Source organism: Halomonas borealis, assembly GCF_004798905.1.
In the GTDB taxonomy this organism is placed as follows: domain Bacteria; phylum Pseudomonadota; class Gammaproteobacteria; order Pseudomonadales; family Halomonadaceae; genus Halomonas; species Halomonas borealis.
Map to the genome: position 1 here is coordinate 1 of NZ_SDMO01000012.1, position 18,506 is coordinate 18,506.

General features: G+C 64.4%; 17 protein-coding genes and 1 pseudogene. 14 read left to right on the forward strand and 4 right to left on the reverse strand.

Translation table 11 applies throughout. The features are described from left to right. The 10 genes and pseudogenes from ETC07_RS11950 to ETC07_RS11995 form a co-directional block, all read left to right on the forward strand. Window positions 1–558 (forward strand): bacteriophage T4 gp5 trimerization domain-containing protein (locus ETC07_RS11950; RefSeq protein ID WP_438590664.1); only part of this gene is annotated, 558 nt, incomplete at its 5' end. After that, entirely contained in the window at window positions 555–1,478 is a 924-nt protein-coding gene (locus tag ETC07_RS11955) for a DUF4123 domain-containing protein (protein WP_136248752.1), read from the forward strand. The genes ETC07_RS11950 and ETC07_RS11955, both read left to right, overlap by 4 nt. Next, the gene (locus tag ETC07_RS11960) at window positions 1,471–4,830 is read left to right on the forward strand and encodes a T6SS effector BTH_I2691 family protein (RefSeq protein WP_136248753.1); all 3,360 of its coding nucleotides are present in this window, start codon (window positions 1,471–1,473) and stop codon (window positions 4,828–4,830) included. Before ETC07_RS11955 ends, ETC07_RS11960 begins: the two co-directional genes overlap by 8 nt. Before the next feature lie 24 nt (window positions 4,831–4,854). Further along, entirely contained in the window at window positions 4,855–5,634 is a 780-nt protein-coding gene (locus ETC07_RS11965) for a hypothetical protein (RefSeq protein ID WP_136248754.1), read from the forward strand. 312 nt (window positions 5,635–5,946) lie between these two features. Continuing rightward, on the forward strand, window positions 5,947–6,189 hold the full coding sequence (locus ETC07_RS11970) for a hypothetical protein (RefSeq protein WP_136248755.1): 243 nt from the start codon (window positions 5,947–5,949) through the stop codon (window positions 6,187–6,189). Continuing rightward, complete coding sequence (locus tag ETC07_RS11975; RefSeq protein ID WP_136248756.1) at window positions 6,186–6,437, forward strand: hypothetical protein; 252 nt, start codon at window positions 6,186–6,188, stop codon at window positions 6,435–6,437. Before ETC07_RS11970 ends, ETC07_RS11975 begins: the two co-directional genes overlap by 4 nt. A gap of 231 nt (window positions 6,438–6,668) precedes the next feature. Further along, window positions 6,669–7,364: a hypothetical protein gene (locus ETC07_RS11980; protein ID WP_136248757.1), complete on the forward strand. Its 696-nt coding sequence runs from the start codon at window positions 6,669–6,671 to the stop codon at window positions 7,362–7,364. Window positions 7,365–8,101: 737 nt separating this feature from the next. Beyond that, a complete protein-coding gene (locus tag ETC07_RS11985) occupies window positions 8,102–8,839 on the forward strand; it encodes a hypothetical protein (RefSeq protein ID WP_136248758.1) in 738 nt (245 codons plus the stop codon). Window positions 8,840–8,902: 63 nt separating this feature from the next. Beyond that, window positions 8,903–9,175 (forward strand): annotated as a pseudogene (locus ETC07_RS11990) (contractile injection system protein, VgrG/Pvc8 family); the annotation flags it as partial. A gap of 478 nt (window positions 9,176–9,653) precedes the next feature. Then, window positions 9,654–10,043: a hypothetical protein gene (locus ETC07_RS11995; RefSeq protein WP_136248759.1), complete on the forward strand. Its 390-nt coding sequence runs from the start codon at window positions 9,654–9,656 to the stop codon at window positions 10,041–10,043. A gap of 149 nt (window positions 10,044–10,192) precedes the next feature. Here ETC07_RS11995 and asd read toward each other — a convergent pair whose 3' ends face one another. The 3 genes from asd to rsgA all read right to left on the reverse strand — a co-directional run bounded on the left by asd (window position 10,193) and on the right by rsgA (window position 13,112). After that, window positions 10,193–11,029: an archaetidylserine decarboxylase gene (asd, locus tag ETC07_RS12000; protein WP_136248760.1), complete on the reverse strand. Its 837-nt coding sequence runs from the start codon at window positions 11,027–11,029 to the stop codon at window positions 10,193–10,195. 139 nt (window positions 11,030–11,168) lie between these two features. Next, the gene (locus tag ETC07_RS12005) at window positions 11,169–12,002 is read right to left on the reverse strand and encodes a sulfurtransferase (protein ID WP_136248761.1); all 834 of its coding nucleotides are present in this window, start codon (window positions 12,000–12,002) and stop codon (window positions 11,169–11,171) included. A 72-nt stretch (window positions 12,003–12,074) separates the two neighbouring features. Further along, a complete protein-coding gene (gene rsgA / locus ETC07_RS12010) occupies window positions 12,075–13,112 on the reverse strand; it encodes a small ribosomal subunit biogenesis GTPase RsgA (protein ID WP_136248762.1) in 1,038 nt (345 codons plus the stop codon). Window positions 13,113–13,200: 88 nt separating this feature from the next. On the opposite strand from rsgA, the gene orn reads away from it, so the two are divergent. Then, window positions 13,201–13,794, forward strand: coding sequence for an oligoribonuclease (gene orn / locus ETC07_RS12015; protein WP_136248763.1), 594 nt, complete (start codon window positions 13,201–13,203; stop codon window positions 13,792–13,794). 18 nt (window positions 13,795–13,812) lie between these two features. Here orn and queG read toward each other — a convergent pair whose 3' ends face one another. Then, on the reverse strand, window positions 13,813–14,919 hold the full coding sequence (queG, locus tag ETC07_RS12020) for a tRNA epoxyqueuosine(34) reductase QueG (RefSeq protein ID WP_136248764.1): 1,107 nt from the start codon (window positions 14,917–14,919) through the stop codon (window positions 13,813–13,815). Window positions 14,920–15,020: 101 nt separating this feature from the next. On the opposite strand from queG, the gene ETC07_RS12025 reads away from it, so the two are divergent. The 3 genes from ETC07_RS12025 to ETC07_RS12035 are packed head-to-tail and all read left to right on the forward strand — an operon-like array spanning window position 15,021 to window position 18,489. Beyond that, a complete protein-coding gene (locus tag ETC07_RS12025) occupies window positions 15,021–16,538 on the forward strand; it encodes an NAD(P)H-hydrate dehydratase (protein ID WP_136248765.1) in 1,518 nt (505 codons plus the stop codon). Window positions 16,539–16,540: 2 nt separating this feature from the next. Beyond that, window positions 16,541–17,041, forward strand: coding sequence for a tRNA (adenosine(37)-N6)-threonylcarbamoyltransferase complex ATPase subunit type 1 TsaE (gene tsaE / locus ETC07_RS12030; protein WP_136248830.1), 501 nt, complete (start codon window positions 16,541–16,543; stop codon window positions 17,039–17,041). Further along, window positions 17,038–18,489 carry an N-acetylmuramoyl-L-alanine amidase gene (locus ETC07_RS12035; RefSeq protein WP_136248766.1) on the forward strand — a complete coding sequence of 484 codons (1,452 nt, stop codon included), beginning with the start codon at window positions 17,038–17,040 and terminating at the stop codon, window positions 18,487–18,489. Before tsaE ends, ETC07_RS12035 begins: the two co-directional genes overlap by 4 nt. Window positions 18,490–18,506: the final 17 nt, after the last annotated feature.

Below are 18,506 nucleotides of genomic sequence, written 5' to 3' on the forward strand. Positions count from 1 at the left end.
ATCTGGGTGCACGCCCAGAAGGACCTGGAACTGCTCACCGAGAACGACCGCACCGAGGAGATCCGCCGCGACAGCGATCTCAAGATCAAGCGCGACCGCATCGCAGAGATCGACCGCGACGACCATCTCAGCGTGCACGGCGAGCGGCGTACGAAGATCGACGGCGACGATCACCTGAGTGTCGGCCAGACCCGCCACGAGAAGATCGGCCGCTCCCAGCTCGTCGAGGCCGGCAGCGAGGTACACCACAAGGCCGGCATGAAGGTGGTGATCGAAGCCGGCGCCGAGATCACCCTCGAAGCCGGCGGCAGCTTCGTGAAGCTCGATCCCAGTGGCGTGACCATCGTCGGGCCCAGCGTGAAGATCAACTCCGGCGGCAGCCCCGGCAGCGGCACCGGGCAGAGCGTTCAGGCACCGAAGTTGCCGGGGGAGGCGACGGAGGAGCGTCACAAGGTGGTGGCGCCCATTCGGCGTCGTGCCCAGCTCACGTCGTTGCTGAAACAGCCGGCCAGCTGCGAGATTTGTGAGGAGACCAGCGGCCAGGGGAGTAGCGAGTGAGCGCGCCAAGTCACATCACCCATGTACTGGTGGATGGGGCGCGCTATCCGGATGCGCTCAGGCGTCTCTATGCGCGAGACGACCTGGCCGAGATCGAACCGCTCTATCTGCTGACGCGCTTCAAGGACCTTGCGGAGCAAGGCCCCATCCTGGTGGCGCCACGGGACCGGCGTTTCGTTGACGAGATCCTGGCCGAAGGCGACGGCGAGCGGACGCGTGCCATGTCATTACTCTCGAGCCCGGCTTCCACGGGATCCCTGAGCGACCACTTGTTGGGTTTTGTGGAGATCGAAAGCGAGGGGGCGCCCCGGCTGCTGAGATTTGCCGACCCCTTGGTGCTACGGCATTGGTTGGCGAGTCATGGGGAACGCGTGCCGGTCGATATAATGGGCCCCATCCGTTCCTGGCGCGTGGCGCATTGGGCGCCGGCCTGGAACGAAGAGGGCGAGCCGGCCTGGCAAGCGTTCGAGGCGGCCGAGCACCCGACGCCGGGAAAAGAGCAAGCATCGAAGGCGCCCGCCATGCTGGCGGCGCCTCAGCGCGATGCCCTCGACGCGGTGGCCCGTTGGCAGTTCAAGGAACGTTTGTCGGCACATTTCGAGCGGAATGCGGCGGTGCCATGGTCGAGATTGGCTTCTGCCATGCGCGGTGACTGGCTGGAGGCCCGCCTGGATGATGCGCTCGTCTGGGGGGCGCAGACGGAGCGGCAACTCGCTATTTGGGCAGAGCTGGCTCTGCATTGGGGGGCCGATTTCGTAACGGCGACGGATGGTCCTTATGCCCGCTGGGTGGCGGGTGACGCCTCCCGTGGCAGGCTGCCACGCCAGCAACAGTTGTATACACTCGATGACTGGTGCCGCTCGGGTAAGGCGCACCAGGAGAATGGACACCGGACCACAAGGACGTCATCCCATGTCTGATCGACACGCCCAGCAGGATGCGCGTGATGCCGAGTTCGACGAGACGCCGTTCAGCTCGGCCGGCATGTGCCCGTTGAATATCGAAGCCGCCATCTTTCCGGTGCGCTACGCGATTGATGAAAGTGCCGGTAAACAAGGTGCTGACACACGGGGGGCCGATGACCCGAGTACACCCGACGAGGAAAAGGCGCAGGGGCCGCATCCCTTGCCGGAAAGCTGGCAGGGGGCTTCACATCCCGAGCTCCATACTCGCGATTATTGCCTGCGCCAACTGCGTGATGGCTGGCTGTACGTCTGGGACGAGACCGACGAAACCTTTCATGAATACCGTATCGAGGGGCATCAGTTTACTCGTATCTCCTGGTCAGGAGACGTGGGCACGCAACAGCCCGATGAACGGACTGACGAGGGCGAGACCAGGCCTTATCTGCTTTATCCGTGCCGTAACCGCCTCTGGCTCGCTTATTCATGCGTCCAGTGGACATGGCGCATCTGTGAACACATGCGCTCGAGTGCGTCTTCCCGAGACCGCTTCATGCGGCCACTCAGTGTTCGTGCGGCCATCGAAGCTCCCGAGTCCACGTCCCATGTCGGCCCACTGACCGAACTGGGCTCGCACGTGGCCGACATCAGCCCTCAAGGGGTGGTTCGCGACTTCGAATCCACCACGGTGATGACGCGCGCACTGACCGAAGAAGAGCAGGAAGGGGGCGAGACGTCGGCCTACACCACTCTGGCCTTTAAGCCCGAGATCAGCCAGGACGCGGTGCTGGCCAAGGTGCCCAACAAGGATGAGGCGCTGTTCGTGGCACTGGATGATGACCTGGGCATGGTCAATGACCTGACCATGCAACTACTGGGCATTGAGGCGGCTTACGAGATGTTCGAGGACGAGCATGGCCATCGCCTCAAGACCGCTCTGATGGTGCAGCGGCTGTGCGGCATCAGCGAAAGCGAGCTTCCCGCGGCGGTACGTGACGACCCGGATCAGCAACGTCAGGCCATCGAACGACTCGGCGATTACTACGATCTAACCCGGGCTAGCCGCACCAGTGGCATGGGCCCGGGGCCCAACCCTGTCCCTGAGCAACTGGACGCTCTGGAGGCCGAGCTCCGGGAGCTGGGGGTCGATCCCGAAGCGGATACAGACCTCGAGGCCTGGCAGGACAAACTGGTGTGGCGCAACGATGTACGGTATGACGAGGCGCTGGCCTATATCCAGACTCATCAGCCTGAACTCGAACGGCTGGAGCAGCAGCGCGAGCAATGCCGCGAAGACCTGACCACTTGGCTGGAACGTCTACCGCTCTCGGCTCAGGAACTGTGCTTCGATGGCTGCAATGTGCGCCAGACACAGGCGCTGATCGAGTTCTCCGAGCTGGTCGCCAACGCGCTGGGTGCCAGTGAGGCAGGACAGCAATGGCTCACCGAGCGTGGGCGCGAGCGAGACCATCTCGTCGGCCTGGCGTTGTTCAACTTTTCGCCCGAGTTGGCGGAAGCCCTGACCACTATCGCCGGCAACTTTATCGAGACCGGCCAGGCGGATGGACTGGAGGGGGCGAGCGCGACGAGCCTGGCCGCAAGGGCCAGCGAGGTCAAAGCGGTACTGGAGCTCGATCACGTCAAGGAAAGCCGTCTCTACCAGGCCCTGGCGCCCCACGTCAGAACCTTCCAGGATGTGTTGATCGCCGCCGTGAAAGAGCCAGCTAAGCTGGCCTGGGAGAAGGTGGCCTACCAACTGCTCGCGGCGACAGGGTCGGGGGCCAATGTGAGTGAAGCGCCTCTGGCACGCGGGATGTCTCAGAGCCTGCAGGTGGCGTTTCTCCACCCCGATAATGCCGCCCGTAGTACCCAGCTGGTGCGCACGGGCGGCTATGACACCCATCATCGCCAATGGCAGGGCAAGATGTTGCGCCTGCAGAATCGTATTGATGGGCTACGTCAGACGCTGCAGCGCCCGGCGTCGCCGCAGGATCGTGCCGCCCAGATCCGCAACCTCAACAAGGAGCAGCAAGCGCTGGAGGAGCTGACGACCCGCCTGCCCAAACGGATCGTGGCGCAACAGCCAGGCAGCCCTGGTGGCCCCGCCGAAACCCTGGGCTTGGATGAAATCCGCGAACAGAACCGCCTGAAGCTGGAGCAGGGCGCCGCTGCTGCCAAGGCCCGCATGAGTCACTGGATGAACCGCTACGGCGGCGGCTTACCGCTGCTGGTTGCCGGGCTCAACCTGCTGAACGTGGGTGCCACCGTGCTGACGATTGAGCGTGAGGGCCTGAATGACGACAACGCCCAATCGCTGACCAGCTCGCTGGCCTACACCACCAGCGCCGTGATAGCGCTCTGGGTGACGCCCTATTGGAATAAGCATGCAACGCGAGTGGGTTCCTTGGGTAAAGGAACGGCTGAGTTGGCTAGAAAAGGGGTCAGTGAATGGAGGGTGGCCAGTAATACTGCTTTCGCCCGCACCGCCGCCAAGCTCACCACCCGAGTGGCGGGAATGGCCGCCTTTGGTGCGATTGGGGGGGCAGTAGAGGCTTGGCAGGTTTTTGGTCAGTTAGGCAGTGCCACTAGCTCGCAAGAGCAAGCTGCGTTGATTAGTAAAGGTCTAGCTTCTGCGGTGCCAGCCGGGGTCTTTACCGCTCAAATGGGAGGTGCTCTGGTTGGTCGGCTTCTCAATTATGGTTTTGCCTGGATCATGGCGCCCTGGATTGCCTGGGTATTCTTCATTGCCGGGGTGGTTTATCTCTTTTCCTCCTACTTTGCAAGTTACTTTCACCGCGAGGGTATCCGTCTCTGGCTGTATCAATGCCATTGGGGCAATGCGCCAAGATGGCTGAAAACGGATGAAGGCCAAACCGATGAGTGGCGAGCCTTGATGGAAGCACTCAGCCAGCCTTCGGTCCGCCTCGAGCCGGTAACCAAGCTCGGATACGAAGGTCGGGCACAGACTCTGATCCATCAGGGGTATTGGCTCAAGATTGCGTTGCCTTCGATGCTGGCGGGAGAAACCATCCGGCTATCCACTAACGCGGGCCGTGGCTTCTGGGCGCCGGCGTCGAGTTTCACAGAGCGCGCCGTGCATTCCGCAGGCAAGCTGCCATCCTCGACAGCATATGAGGCGCAGGAGTCGCGTATATGGCAAGCTTGGCTACCTGCAGATGCACAAGCACCCGATGCACCTTTCTCACTATCGGTCGATTATCCAGACTCGTTTCTGGCGTCTCCCGGCAGTGCAGACTTTGTCTTTTATAAAGACGAGGCAGGTGAAGGCGATTATAGCCCTGATTTTTCGGAAGGTTTGTCAATTAGCCATCCAAAAAGCAGTTTTCTGAAGTTAACGGTTCCTGGATGATATCGCCGATTGTGATGTTTTGGAATGATGCTTTTCATATATAAGGTGTTGGAAGCGATGTGGTTTATACAGCCGGAAAAAAACTATGCTCCTGAAATGCCATGGGGGCGCACCGATGAGTCGGAGTGCATGAGCTGGCAGGTTCGGGTCAGGGATTATAACACAGCAGGAGCGAATGCTCTTTTTATTGTTGTTTTTTGTATTTATATGATTTTTTTTTATAGCCTTTTGTTTTTTGCTAGCGATTATTATAGTAATTGGCTGGCGGTGGCTACATGTATAGGTTTTTTTGTTTCGACTTTTGCGTTGATGGGTATGACCCACCAGACCTCCATTATCGTCTATCGCTTGACGGATAAAGGTTATGAGAAAATCTCGTGGAAGCCGCAGATTGATGCGGTAAAGCCGGTGATGAAATGGACCGCCATTGTGTCAGGCGTCGCGGTGTTTGTTGCCTCACTGTATGACCCTTCCTTCCTGCTCGGTTTGGTCGGTCCGGCTGGTTTTGGCTTGATGGCATTGTTGATGGGAAATTCCAAAGGGTACCAGGAATTAGTTCGTAATGCGCAACATGAGACTTACGATTGGGATGAGGTGGAGGAAATCGCATATTGGGGTAAACGCCGTCTCGTAGGGTTGAAAATGAGCTATGAAAGTGATGAAGGTGACCCATACTCCATTTATCAAAAGCTTTATTTTAAGCGTGATAACATGGCTGATTGCCTGAGTTTTATCCGCCAGAAGGCCTCTTCCGTTGAATATGTGGAAAGAAAACTCAATGTTTATGAATCCTTTGCTACCTGATCATCAATGATTCATCACGCTCCACTGTGACGTCACGGCAAGGACGCCGACTGACCATTTCTCACTGACTCCGCCAGGGAAGGCTTGCTGTGTCTTCCCCGGCGGTAGCGTGCTCAACAACCGGCTGAACGAACATGGCCACCGTCTCAAGACCGCCCTGGTGGTGCTGCGGTATCTAGGGCTCCTGAATATTCCTCTGGTGCAGGGTCCCGGATGATCGCCTCGCCTATAGAAATTATCCTCTTCTTTGGCCTGCGGTTGCCCGATAAGTGGCACCGTATGGGCGTGCCCACGGTACCAGGATTCGGCGATGTGCCCGCCGACTGGCTCGTGGCCAACCAGGCGGGTTTCCACCATGAACCGGACTTTCAACGCGCTTACCATCGCGGAGAGTCGCTGGTACGCCTGAGCCTGGAAGACGTCGAGGGTAAGGGCAGTATTGAGTACTGGGACTCCGCCGAGCGCAAGCATCGAGAATTGGATGGCCGGGTCAGCCTGCTGGCGCAGCCGGCGACCCTGACCTGGCCCTGGGACAAGCAAGGAGGCAGGATATGAGCGACGCTGCGAAGCTGGAAGATCAGGAGGGGTACGAGGAGACGGCCTTCACGGCCGAGAGTATCCCTCGCCAGGCGCCGCCGCCCCCCAAGGGCAAGCTCGGTAAGCTGGGTGACGCCTTCGATATGGCGCGCCTTCCATGGGGACATTATATTGGCGTCAACCCTTCTCAGTTCGAATATGAGTATTCGGAGTCCTGGTACATGCCTTATGAGTATATGGGGGGGGCTTTCATGACTACAATATGATCAACGAGCTGCGTTGGTCAAAGTTTGTCGATGAAGATATTAGTTTGATTTATCGATTCTTTCGTTTCTGGTTCGTTTTCTGGACGCATCTTTTAAGTTTTGTTGGGGGCGGGCTGGTTTGTTACTGGTGTAGTGGCTGTTTGTACTATCTTGTTTCTATTTGCCGCAGATACCATTCTGGCCGCGTTAACGCCTCTAGCCATCGTGGTGGGGGTTTGCGGAGTTTGTACTGTGCTGAGAAGGCTCTTCGAAACTCAAAGCATTCGTTTCTACAAGAGCAACAAGAACTGGTCGGACGATGTCGCCTTCTGTCGGCGTTCCGGCCTGGTCAAGAGCTTTCAGGGCAACTTCCCCTTCTATGAGTTCGATGCCTTTATCGAGATGGCGGCGGACATGAAGGGTAACCAGCGCCACACCCTCAAGGTGCGTCATCGCTATCCGCAGTTCAGCAAGGACAAGCGCAACGGCCTGCCGCTGGAATTCACCTTCCCCACCGGTACCGGCAGCATCGCCGAGCGCTATGCCATGTGGGACATGCTGGGCCGCTTCATGGATGTCAGCCAGCCGCTGCCGGACATTCCCCGGCTGGAGCCGTTTCGTCATCTCGACCCGACCACCCGGGCCTTCGACGAGGCCGGCAAGCGTGGCCGTCCGGCCACCTACTGGCGCGATCTCTACGCGAAGGTGGATGAGAAGGAACTGAATCGGCTTCGTGACGAACATCACGCGAAGGTGAACGCCGCCCCCTGGGGCAGCCGTCCTGACTTGATGGCCCAGTCGGTGCCGGGCTATGAGGACAGCTACACCGCCGAACCCGAAGACGTGAACGCCTACGCGCATGCGCCCACCAAGGATGTGCGCTTCGTGGAGCGGCCTCGTGCGGTCTCATCGAATGGCGCTGCAGAACAGCAGGATCATCGGGACTAGCGTACTTCTGTAACCAACGACGTCACCGGGCATGACACCATCAAGGGACAGGCACACCGTCCCCATATCACCTCGCCAGGGAAGGCGCGTCGTCGTCTCCTTGGCGGTAGCGTGCCAGAGAAGTCTTATGACCACCCAAGCCAAGGAACAGGACGCTGCCGCCATGGCGCTGCGCGCCGGTGAGCATCTGACGCGCGGCGCCAATGAGCTTTATGCCCTAAGCCCTAGGCCCATTCCCCTGGGGCCTACGGCGGGTGTCGGGGCGGATGTAGGCCGCCTGGTTTATCGTCGAGACAAGGCGACGCTGGACCTGCTGCATAACGTCAGCCGCAACGGCATGTTGGCTTGGGGGGGGGGAGTAGTAGGTATGTTCCTCTTCTTGATGTTTGTTTGGGCTTCGGCCGTCTTTATGGTCTTTTATGGGGGCTTTACTTGGGGTAATGCTTTGGGGATATGGGGGGGGGGGCTATGCGATGCTGTTGTTTTTTGGCGCCTTGCTTCTGCTTCCCGATCTCGCCATACGCAGCACTGCCCCGGTACGCTTCCATCGCCAGCGCCGCGAGGTGGCCTTCGTGGTGGAACACCCTGGACGTAGGGTCTTCTTGCCGTCCCCCAGCGCGGATTTGATGTATGGGTTCTGGTTTGCGCTGTTTTCCATTAGTGGTGCCGTCGCGTTAGTTGGTCTCGGCTTTTTGGAGGCAGAGGAGAAATTTCTGGGGCCAACTGGCATTACCTGGATGGCAATGCTTCACCTGGTGGTCTTGCCGGCTTTAGCCGTCGGCTATGTGGCGCTGTATCGCGGAATTCGCCGCCTGGCTGGCTGGCGCAAGGAAACCGTCTTCGTGCCCTGGGAGGACGTGGTGGCGGTGGCCACGCGCAATATGGCGGTGACGGTTGGTGGTCCGGCGGGTATCGGCTGGCAGCTGCATATCCTGCCGCCGGACCCGGAGCGCCCGGGCTATAGCCTGGCGGGGGCAGGCATCGAGGTCGGCGTGACCGGCCTGCAGATGGCCTTGATGCAATGGGAGCAGATTCGTCGCTATATGGAAGAAGGCTCTGAGGCGGTGCCCGAACGCGCCGATGACTACAGCGTGGCCTGGTACAAGGACGAGATGGCTCGGCAGAGGCGGCGCCACGAGCGGGAGGGCAAGCCGTTCTGGCGCTACCGCCTGGGCCGCTGGATGGAGCTTGGCTACTTCGCCAGCTGGTACACCGAGTACCGGGTCAACCACGTGCTGCCCAAGGCCATCCCCAAGGGGTGGATACAGGAGTGGTCCAAGTCGCTGCCCAAAGAGGACTGGGCGCAACCTTCCGAAGACCTTAGCGAACTGAGCCGTCAGGTAACGGCCGCCTACGAGCGTGGCGAGACCTTCCTCGACCTGGGACCGGTGGAGGAACGTTTCGGTCACGCGAATGCCGGCGAGACGCCTAAGCCCGCCTATCATAGCGTGCCTTTTGCCGCCCACGTGGGATGAAGCTTGGTTGGCGTGCTGGTGGAGGCATATGCGTGAGCTGCAGTGGTGTGGCGATCGTTTTCTCCTACGAGGAGGCGCCTCTCGCTGCGCCACAACTCTCGGATCTTCCAGCGCGTCTCGCCGCTGACCATCCTCAACACCCTGTGCGAGGAACGCGGCCTCACCGACGTGGCCTTCGCGGTGACCCGCGAGACCGACCTCGCGTTCGTCGAGCGGCTGGCCGCCGAGGAAGGGCTGTTCTACTTCCATGAGTTCGAGGACACCGAGCGCGGCGCCCACCGGCTGGTGTTCGCCGACGACCCGCAGGTGTTCATCGGGCTCGGCGAACGCGCCTACCAGCGACTCGAATCGATGCCGCCAGATGCATTCTTCCTTTAAGGATCGGAAGAAGTGCTCGACGAGCTCGTTTCGCTCTGGGGTGTAGGGCGTCGTGAACTCTTGGGTGAGACCGTAGGCCTACACCGTTGTCGTGTAGTGACGGCTGGGTGTCGTTTCGCCGAGGCCCTGAAGCATCGAAGGTGCATCGCGCCTTTCCTGGGGGCCTTGCCCGGGAAGGTGCGCTAATTCGCCCAGGTAGCCGCGCATGGAGGCCCCGGAATTAGCCAAGAGGCAGGCGTTGTGCAGCAGGCAAGCTGGGGGTGTTCGCCATCCTCATCGATAAGGCCGGGCACAAGTGCCTGCTGGGGGAGCTTCGCGGAAGAGTGCTTGCCGCTTTATCGCTCCGAGCGGGTCAGTTCTCTGCTGGGATCACCGAGCCGTTGATGCGAAAAGGCCGTTACAATGGGGCCGGTATTCATATCCTGGAAGGTGCATCATGAAAGATTCGGGTATCAAGGTCGCCACCTATACCTGCCCGGCCTGTGAGGAGCGGGTCGGCCTCCGGCATCGCCATGTGCAGCGGCTGTTGCGCGACGAGGCGGTCCAGTGCGCCAAGTGCGGCGCGGATGACCTCGTGGCGGGGGAGTCGCGGGAGACGCTGGGGCGCCACCTTGGCCAGATGGAGGAGGCGGCGAAGAAGTATTCTCGTGTGGTGCTGGTGACGGTGCCGATCATCCTGGCCACCCTGGCGCTGCACTTCTTCGGGAAGATTCCGACGTCGGTCTTCGCGGTGATCTTCCTGATCGCCATGGGCGTTCAGGTGCTGGGCAAGCCGAACAGGGCCGTGCGTGCACCGGTCGAGGTCGAGCTGGAACGCTCGAACTGAAACCGTGGCGGGCCTCGTTGGCTCGGCGGCCAGCTAGGCGCCGGCGATCACGGTACCCGCCGGCTCGCCTTGAGTCGCTCGACACACAAGGGCCCACTCCTCGGAGTGGGCCCTTCGCGTCTTACCGCAGCGCGCTGTGGCGGGTGAGCTTAATCGACATCGCCGAGCCGTTCGCCCATCTGCACTTTCTGCTCCGGCGTCAGGGCGTCGAAATCCATGGGCTCGGCGAAGGCCATCACCACGGTGGAACCGAGCTTGAAGCGGCCCATCTCCGCGCCTTTCTCGAGGAGCACCGGGGTGTCGAAGCGAATGCGCTGCACGCCGCCACGGGGCAGCGGCGTGATCTGGCCGGCCCATACGGTCTCGATGGCGGCGACGATCATGGCGCCGACCAGCACCAGTGCCATGGGGCCGTGTTCGGTATCGAAGTGGCAGACCAGTCGTTCGTTACGGGCGAACAGGTTGGGCACGTGGTGGGTGGTGGCGGCGTTGACCGAGAACAGCCGGCCCGGCACGTAGACCATCTCGCGGAGCGTGCCCGCCAGCGGCATGTGTACCCGGTGGTAGTCGCTGGGCGAGAGGTAGACGGTGGCGAAGCTGCCGTCCTGGTAGCGCTCGGCGGCCTCCGGGTCGCCACCCAGCAGGTCGGTGGCGCTGAAGTCGCGGCCCTTGGCCTGGATCAGCCGGCCATGCTCGAGGCGCCCGAACTGCGAGAGGGTGCCATCGGCCGGCGATACCAGGCCTTCGCCGATGGGACGGGCCGTGTCCTTCAGCGGGCGGGTGAAGAACGCGTTGAAGCTGGGGTAGTTGCTCGGGTCCGGATCGAGGGCCTCGCGCATGTCCACCCGGAACTGGCGGATGAAGGCGCGGATCAGGGCGTCCTTCAGCCATGGCAGGCGGCAGTCGGCGAGCCGGCCAACCAGCCGCGAGAGCAGGTGGTGGGGCAGGGGGTACTGGATCAGGGAGAACAGCTTGGCTAGGGTCACGAAGGAAGTGTTCCGGTCGGTGAAGGGAGGCACGGCTACGCCGCGATGAGAAGGAAGAGTGGTGCTTCGCACCCGGAAGAAGGAAGGCCGGCTTCGATCCTGGTCCTCCTTCTTCGCGCCTCCCTCCTTGTTCTTGCCGTCAGGGCTTCTCGACTGGCGTGTCGTCGCGGTTACCCCACTCCTTCCAGGAGCCGGCATAGGCGCGCATCTTCTCGAAGCCTAGCGCCTTGCCCACCAGCCAGGTGAAGCCGCTGCGGTGGTGGCTCTGGCAGTGGGTGGCCACCTCCATGTCCGGCGTCAGGCCCCGCGCTTCCAGTTCGGTGACCAGCTCCGCATAGTCGCGAAGGCGCAGGTCGCGCGCCTTGTCCATGGCGTCGGTCCACTCCAGGTTCACCGCGCCGGGAATATGGCCGAGGCGTCGATTGTCGCCCTTTTCACCGTCGTATTCGGCGCGGGAGCGAGCATCCCAGACCGCCAGCGTCGGGTCGTCCAGGCGTTCACTCAGCTCGAGGCGGTCGATGGCCACCTCGGGGTGGAGGATCTCGGCCTGATAGTCGCTGGGCGTGGGGGCTGTCGTCTCGGTGGAGGTCGGCAGCCCGGCGGCGCGCCAGGCGTGGATGCCCCCGTTGAGATAGGAATAACGGCGGTGGCCGATCAGTTCCAGGGTCCACAGCAGCCGGCCGGCCCAACCGCCGCCTTCGTCGTCGTAGGCCACCACATGGGTGTCACGGGTCAGCCCCAGCGATGAGAACAACGCCGACAACGCTTCGGTATCCGGCACCTCGTTGGGTACGTCGCCTGCGCCGTGCATCAGCCGCTTGAAGTCCAGGTAGACGGCACCGGGCACGTGGCCCTGTGCATGGCTCTCGGCCTTGAGCGGCACGTCGATGATCAGCAGCGACGGGGCCTCCCGCATCTCGGCGAGTCGTTCGGGCTCGACGATCAACGGCAGCAGATTATCTTCTGAACTCATGGGGCTCTCCTTGAATCCTGGCCTGAAGCGTTGTGGCCTGAATCATCCTGGCGCGGGAATTCCGTCGTTCTCTCAGCGCTCTTCGAGACTATCGACGATACGCCGGTAGCTGGTAAAGCGGTCGGCGTGGATATTGCCGTTATCCACCGCGGCGAGCAGCGCACAGCCCGGCTCGCGGCGGTGCCGGCAGTCGCGGAAGCGGCAGCGCCCCAGGTAGTCGCGAAACTCGATGAAGCCTTCGGTGACCTGCTGCTCGTCGAGGTGGGTCAGGCCGAATTCGCGGATGCCGGGGGAGTCGATCAACTCGCCGGGCTCGCTGCCCGTGTCGTTGGCGCGGGGCGCGAAGGCATAGAGCCTGGCGGTCGTGGTGGTGTGTCGGCCCTTGCGGGAATCCTCGGACAGCGCGCCGATGCGCAACGCCTCATCCGGCAACAGCCGGTCGATGAGTGAGGACTTACCCACGCCGCTTTGTCCGACGAAGGCCGAGGTGCGCCCGGCCAGTCGGCGATAGAGGGCATCCAGCCCGCCATCGTGGGCGGTGCTGGTGGTCACCACCGGATAGCCCAGCGCGGCGTAGCGTTCCAGCAGCGCGCGCAGGTCGCCGCCGCTGTCGGGCAGCAGGTCGGCCTTGTTGAGCACCAGCACCGGGGCGATGCCGGTGGCCTCGGCGGCTACCAGGTAGCGGTCGATGAGGTTGGCGTGGGGCTCGGGTTCCACGGCGAAGACGATCAGGATCTGGTCGATGTTGGCGGCCACCGGCTTGAGCTGGCCACGGGCGTCGGGGCGTTCGAGGACGCTTTCGCGCTCGCCGCGGGCCACCACCACGCCGCTGCCATCCTGGCCGGCGCGCCAGATCACTCGGTCGCCGGTGACCAGCCCTTCCAGGTTGGCGCGCAGATGGCAGCGCACCGGGGCGTCGTCGCCTTCGGGGCGCACGTCCAGGGTGCGGCCGAAGTGAGCGGTGACTCGCCCGGGCTGTTCGGCGCCGTACTCGCCGGCGTCGAGCTTGTCGGTATCCTGCTGGCCGCGTTTCTCGGCGCGCTGGGCCCGCTCGGCCTGGATCTTCTCGATGCGCCAGCGCTGCTGGCGACTCAACTTGCGTTTGCTCATGATGGCCCGAAGGTCGGTACAATGGCGGCATTGTACTCATCAACGGGGCCGGCTGTCGCCGGCCGCACGACGACCAAGGATTGTTCCCATGGCCACCAAGCAAGATGCCCAGGACCCCCGCACCCAGCGCCTGGTGTGGATCGACCTGGAAATGACCGGACTCGACCCCAACCGCGAACGCATCATCGAGGTGGCCACGCTGGTCACCGATGCCGAGCTCAACGTGGTCGCCGAGGGGCCGGTGATCGCCGTCCATCAGCCCGATGCCCTGCTCGAGCAGATGGACGACTGGAACCAGCAGACCCACGGCGCCTCGGGGCTGGTCGCGCGAATCAAGGCCAGCACCGTCGACACCGCCAGCGCCGAGCGCGAGACGCTGGCGTTCTTGCACGAGCACGTGGCGCCGGGCAGCTCGCCGATGTGCGGCAACAGCATCCATCAGGATCGCCGCTTCCTGGAGCGCGAGATGCCCGAGCTGCTGGCCTTCTTCCACTACCGCAACCTGGATGTCTCGACCGTCAAGGAACTGGCCAAGCGCTGGAATCCCGGGGCGCTGGTCGGCTTCAGCAAGCGCAATGCGCATCTGGCGATGGACGACATCAAGGAATCGATCGCCGAGCTGGCGCACTATCGTCAGACCTTCCTGCGCCTCGATGACGAGGACGGCGACGAGGAGGAATGACGCCGGTCGCCGGCGAGGCTAGGCCTCGACGGCGATCAGCCCGGCCCGCTTCTCTTCCTGCCGCGCCAGCGCCCAGCGTACGTGCTCGCGGACCAGGTCCGAGGGGTAGGCCAGCCGGGCGCGCAGCGCGGCTTCCACGGTCTCGCTCCAGGGGGCATTGCCGAGCCCTACCGCCAGGTTGCGCAACCAGCGTTCGTAACCGATCCGGCGGATGGGGCTGCCGGCGGTCTTGTCGAGAAACTCCTCCTCGCCCCAGGCGAACAGCGCGACCAGGTCGGCGCGGTCCAGGTCGTGGCGTGGCGCGAAATCGGCCTCGTTACTGGCCCGGGTGAAGCGGGTGAAGGGGCAGACCAGCTGGCAGTCGTCGCAGCCGAACACGCGGTTGCCCATGGCGGCGCGGAATTCCTCGGGAATCGCGCCGTGCAGCTCGATGGTCAGGTAGGAGATGCAGCGGCGGGCGTCGACCACCTTGTCCTCGACGATGGCATCGGTGGGGCAGGCGCTGCGGCAGGCGCTGCAACTGCCGCAGTGCTCCGCCTCGAAGGGCGCGTCGACCGGCAGCGGCAGGTCGGTGTAGAGCTCGCCGAGGAAGAACATCGAGCCGGCCTTGGGGTTGAGCAGCATGGCGTTCTTGCCGAACCAGCCGAGCCCGGCCTTGCGGGCCAGGGCGCGCTCCATCACCGGGGCGGAGTCGACGAAGGCACGATAACCGAAGGGCCCGACCTCGGTCTGGATCTGCTTGGCCAGCGTCGCCAGGCGCTTGCGCATCAGCTTGTGGTAGTCGCGCCCGGTGGCGTAGCGGGACACGTAGGCCTTCTCCGGCCGCGCCAGCATCTTGGTCGTCTCGACCTCCGGCGGCAGGTAGTCCAGGCGCACGCTGATCACGCGCACGGTGCCGGGCTCCAGCTCCGCGGGGCGGGTGCGCTTGGTGCCGTGCTTGGCCATGAAGCCCATCTCGCCGTGATGGCCGGCATCGAGCCAGCGCTGCAGGCGTGCCTCGTCCTCGGCCAGGTCGACGTCGGTGATGCCCACCTGCTGGAAGCCGAGCTCGCGGCCCCAAGTCTTGATGCGTTCGGCGAGCTGGGCGAGATCGGGGGTGTCACCCGTGGGAGACGGCTGGGTCATGATTGAGGAAACACCGTTCGGAAAGGGGCCGTGACGCTTGGCGTACGGCGGGGGACAGGACACACTCCATGGTAAAGCATCGTCTGCGAGGGAGACAGGGAATGACGGGATCGTTCGAGTCGTCCGGCCTCGCCGTGGGCCGCGCGCTGTATCGCGCCGAGCAGGTCCGCGAGCTGGATCGTCGTACCATCGCCGCCGGGACCGAGGGTTTCGCGCTGATGCAGCGCGCCGCGGCGGCGGCCTGGCGAGTACTGCGCGAGACCTGGCCTCAGGCACGCTCGCTGAGCGTGCTGTGCGGTGGCGGCAACAACGGCGGCGATGGCCATGTGTTGGCGGCGCTGGCCGCCGCCGAGGGTTGGACGGTACAGCGCGTGGCACTCAAGCCGGTAGAGAAACTCTCGGGCGATGCCCGCCGGGCCGCCGACATGGCTTCGGCGGCGGGCGTCGGCCTCGAGCCCTGGAATGAAGGGGTGCCGCTCGAGGGCGAGGTGGTGGTGGATGCGCTGCTCGGCACCGGGCTCGCCGGCGAGGTGTGCGGCGCCGTTCGCGAGGCCATCGCCGCGATCAACGCAAGCGCCCGGCCGGTGCTGGCCATCGACATCCCCTCCGGCATCCATGCCGACAGCGGCGCCGAGCTCGGCGTGGCGGTGCGGGCCACGCGGACCGTCACCTTCATCGGCGACAAGCTGGGGCTCTACACCGGCCGCGCCCCGGCGCTGACCGGCGAGGTGGTCCTGCGCGAGCTTGGCGCCCCCGAGGTGGCGAGCGACGAGTTGATGCCTGCGGCCGAGTTGCTGGACTCGACGCTGATCGCCGCGGCCCTGCCGCCACGCCCCCGGGATGCCCACAAGGGTGCCGCCGGGCATGCGCTGGTGCTCGGCGGAGCGCCGGGCTTCGGTGGGGCGGCGCTGCTGGCCGCCGAGCACGCCGCGCGGCTGGGCGCCGGCAAGGTCAGCCTGGCCACCGCGCCGGAGCATGTCACCGCCTGCCTGGTGCGTCGCCCCGAGATAATGGCGCATGGGGTGCGCGGCGCCGCCGATATCGACGGGCTGCCGAGCAAGGCCGATGTGCTCGTCGTCGGCCCGGGCCTGGGGCAGGGCAGCTGGGGCCAGGCGATGCTGCAGGCGGCGCTCGACGCCGGTCGGCCGCTGGTGGTCGACGCCGATGCCCTGAACCTGCTGGCCAGCCGCTTCGCCGGCCTGAAGCGGGACGACTGGCTGCTGACGCCGCACCCCGGCGAGGCCGCGCGCCTGCTGGGAATAGGCGCCGCCGAGGTCGAGGCCGATCGTCCGGCCGCCGCCGCCGAGCTTCGGCGCCGCTTCGGCGGGGTGGTGATCCTCAAGGGGGCCGGCAGCCTGGTGGCGGGGCCCTCGGGGTTGGCGGTCTGCCCCTACGGCAATCCGGGCATGGCCAGCGGCGGCATGGGCGATGCGCTATCCGGGCTGCTCGGCGCGTTGCTGGCCCAGGGGCTGTCGCCGGAAACCGCGGCCAGGGTCGGCGTCATGGTGCATGCCCTGGCCGCCGACGAGGCCGCGGCGGCGGGCGGTGAGCGTGGCCTGCTGGCCGGCGATCTGGCATCCTGTGCGCGAATTCTGGTCAACCCGACGATGGGCGAATGACGATGCAGCTGCGACTCGATGACGAAGACCGCCAGGTGGCCTTCGGCGAATCCCTCGGCCGGGCCCTCGACGGGCACGGCCGGCTTTATCTGGAGGGCGAGCTTGGGGCGGGCAAGACCACCCTGACCCGTGGCATCCTGCGCGCCTACGGGCATCGCGGTGCGGTCAAGAGTCCCACCTATACCCTGGTGGAGCCCTATGAGCTCGATGGTGTGCGGGTCAATCACTTCGACCTCTATCGGCTGGGAGACCCCGAGGAGCTCGAGTTCATCGGTGGCCGCGACCTGCTCGCCGACGATGCGCTGTGCGTGATCGAGTGGCCGGCGCGTGGCGAAGGCTGGCTGCCGGCCCCCGACCTGACGGTGAGCCTGACGCTGGACGGCACCGGCCGCCGGGCGAGCCTGAGTGCCGGCAGCGAGCATGGCCGCCGGGTGATCGAGTGCCTCGCCGCCGACGCATCGCTGGGCGTGGCGGCAAGCGGGCACGGTGGCGGCGCCTCATGAGCATCGGAATCTTGCCGCGCCGCCTGTTGGGCGGGCTATTGGCGTTGGGGATGCTGGCGCCGTCTTGTGCCCTGGCGGCCAGCGTCGACAACCTGCGCCTGTGGGCGGCGCCCGACCATGCGCGCCTGGTGTTCGACCTCTCGGCGTCGGCCGAGGCCGAGGTGTTCAGCCTCGACGATCCGCGTCGGTTGGTCATCGACCTCGCGGATACCCGGCTGAAGGCCGATGTCGATCGACTCAAGCTGGAAGGCAGCGCCATCCGCGAGGTGCGCACCGGCGTGCGCAACGGTGACGACCTGCGGGTGGTGCTCGAGCTCAACCGCGAGATCGAGCCCCGCGACTTCAGCCTGACGCCCAACGAACAGTATGGCCACCGCCTGGTGGTCGACCTCGAATACCCCGGCGAGAGTGCCGTGGAGGATCCGATCGATCCCATCGAGGCGATGATCCGCGATCAGGAGATCGCCGCCGACCGCGCCCAGGCCAAGGCCCAGGTGCAGGGCCAAGATCCGGCCGAGGTGACCCCGACCCGCGAACCTGCCCAGCCGCATCCCAGGCGCGACATCATCATCGCCGTGGATGCCGGCCACGGCGGTGAGGACCCTGGTGCCCTGGGCCCCAGCGGCGTGCGTGAGAAGGACGTGGTGCTGGAGATGGCTCAACGGCTGGCGCGCAAGGTCGATGCCACCGAGGGCTTCAAGGCGGTGATGATCCGCGACGACGACTACTACGTGGGGCTGCGCCAGCGCACCCGGATCGCCCGCGATCAGAAGGCCGACTTCTTCGTCTCGATCCACGCCGATGCCTTCCGTAGCCCGCGGCCCCACGGCAGCTCGGTTTTCGCGCTGTCCCAGAGCGGGGCGACCTCCGAGACCGCCCAGTGGCTGGCCGCGTCCGAGAACCGCGCCGACCTGATCGGCGGCGTGGACGGCAGCCTGTCGCTGGATGACAAGGACGAGGTGCTGCGCGGCGTGTTGCTCGACCTGACCATGACCGCGACCCTGAACGACTCGCTGACCATCGGCGGCCAGGTGCTCGATCGCATGGGGCGGGTCAACGACCTGCACAAGCCGCGGGTGGAGCAGGCCGGCTTCGTGGTGCTCAAGTCGCCGGACATTCCTTCGCTGCTGGTCGAGACCGGCTTCATCTCCAATCCCGACGAGGAGCGCCGGCTGCAAAGCTCGAGCTACCAGGACCGCATGATGAGCGCGGTGTTCGGTGGCATCCGGGCGCATTTCCAGCGCAATCCACCGCCGGCCAGCCTGCTGGCCTGGCAGCGCGACCAGGGCCGCGACACCGGCGGCGACGGATACCGCATCCAGCCCGGCGATACCCTGTCGGAGATCGCCGCCCGCCACGGCGTGCCGGTGGCCCAGCTACGTGCGGCCAACGAGCTCAACGGCGATGTGATTCGCGTCGGGCAGGTGCTGAAGATTCCCCATTCGTGAGCGGAGCACGGGAGCGT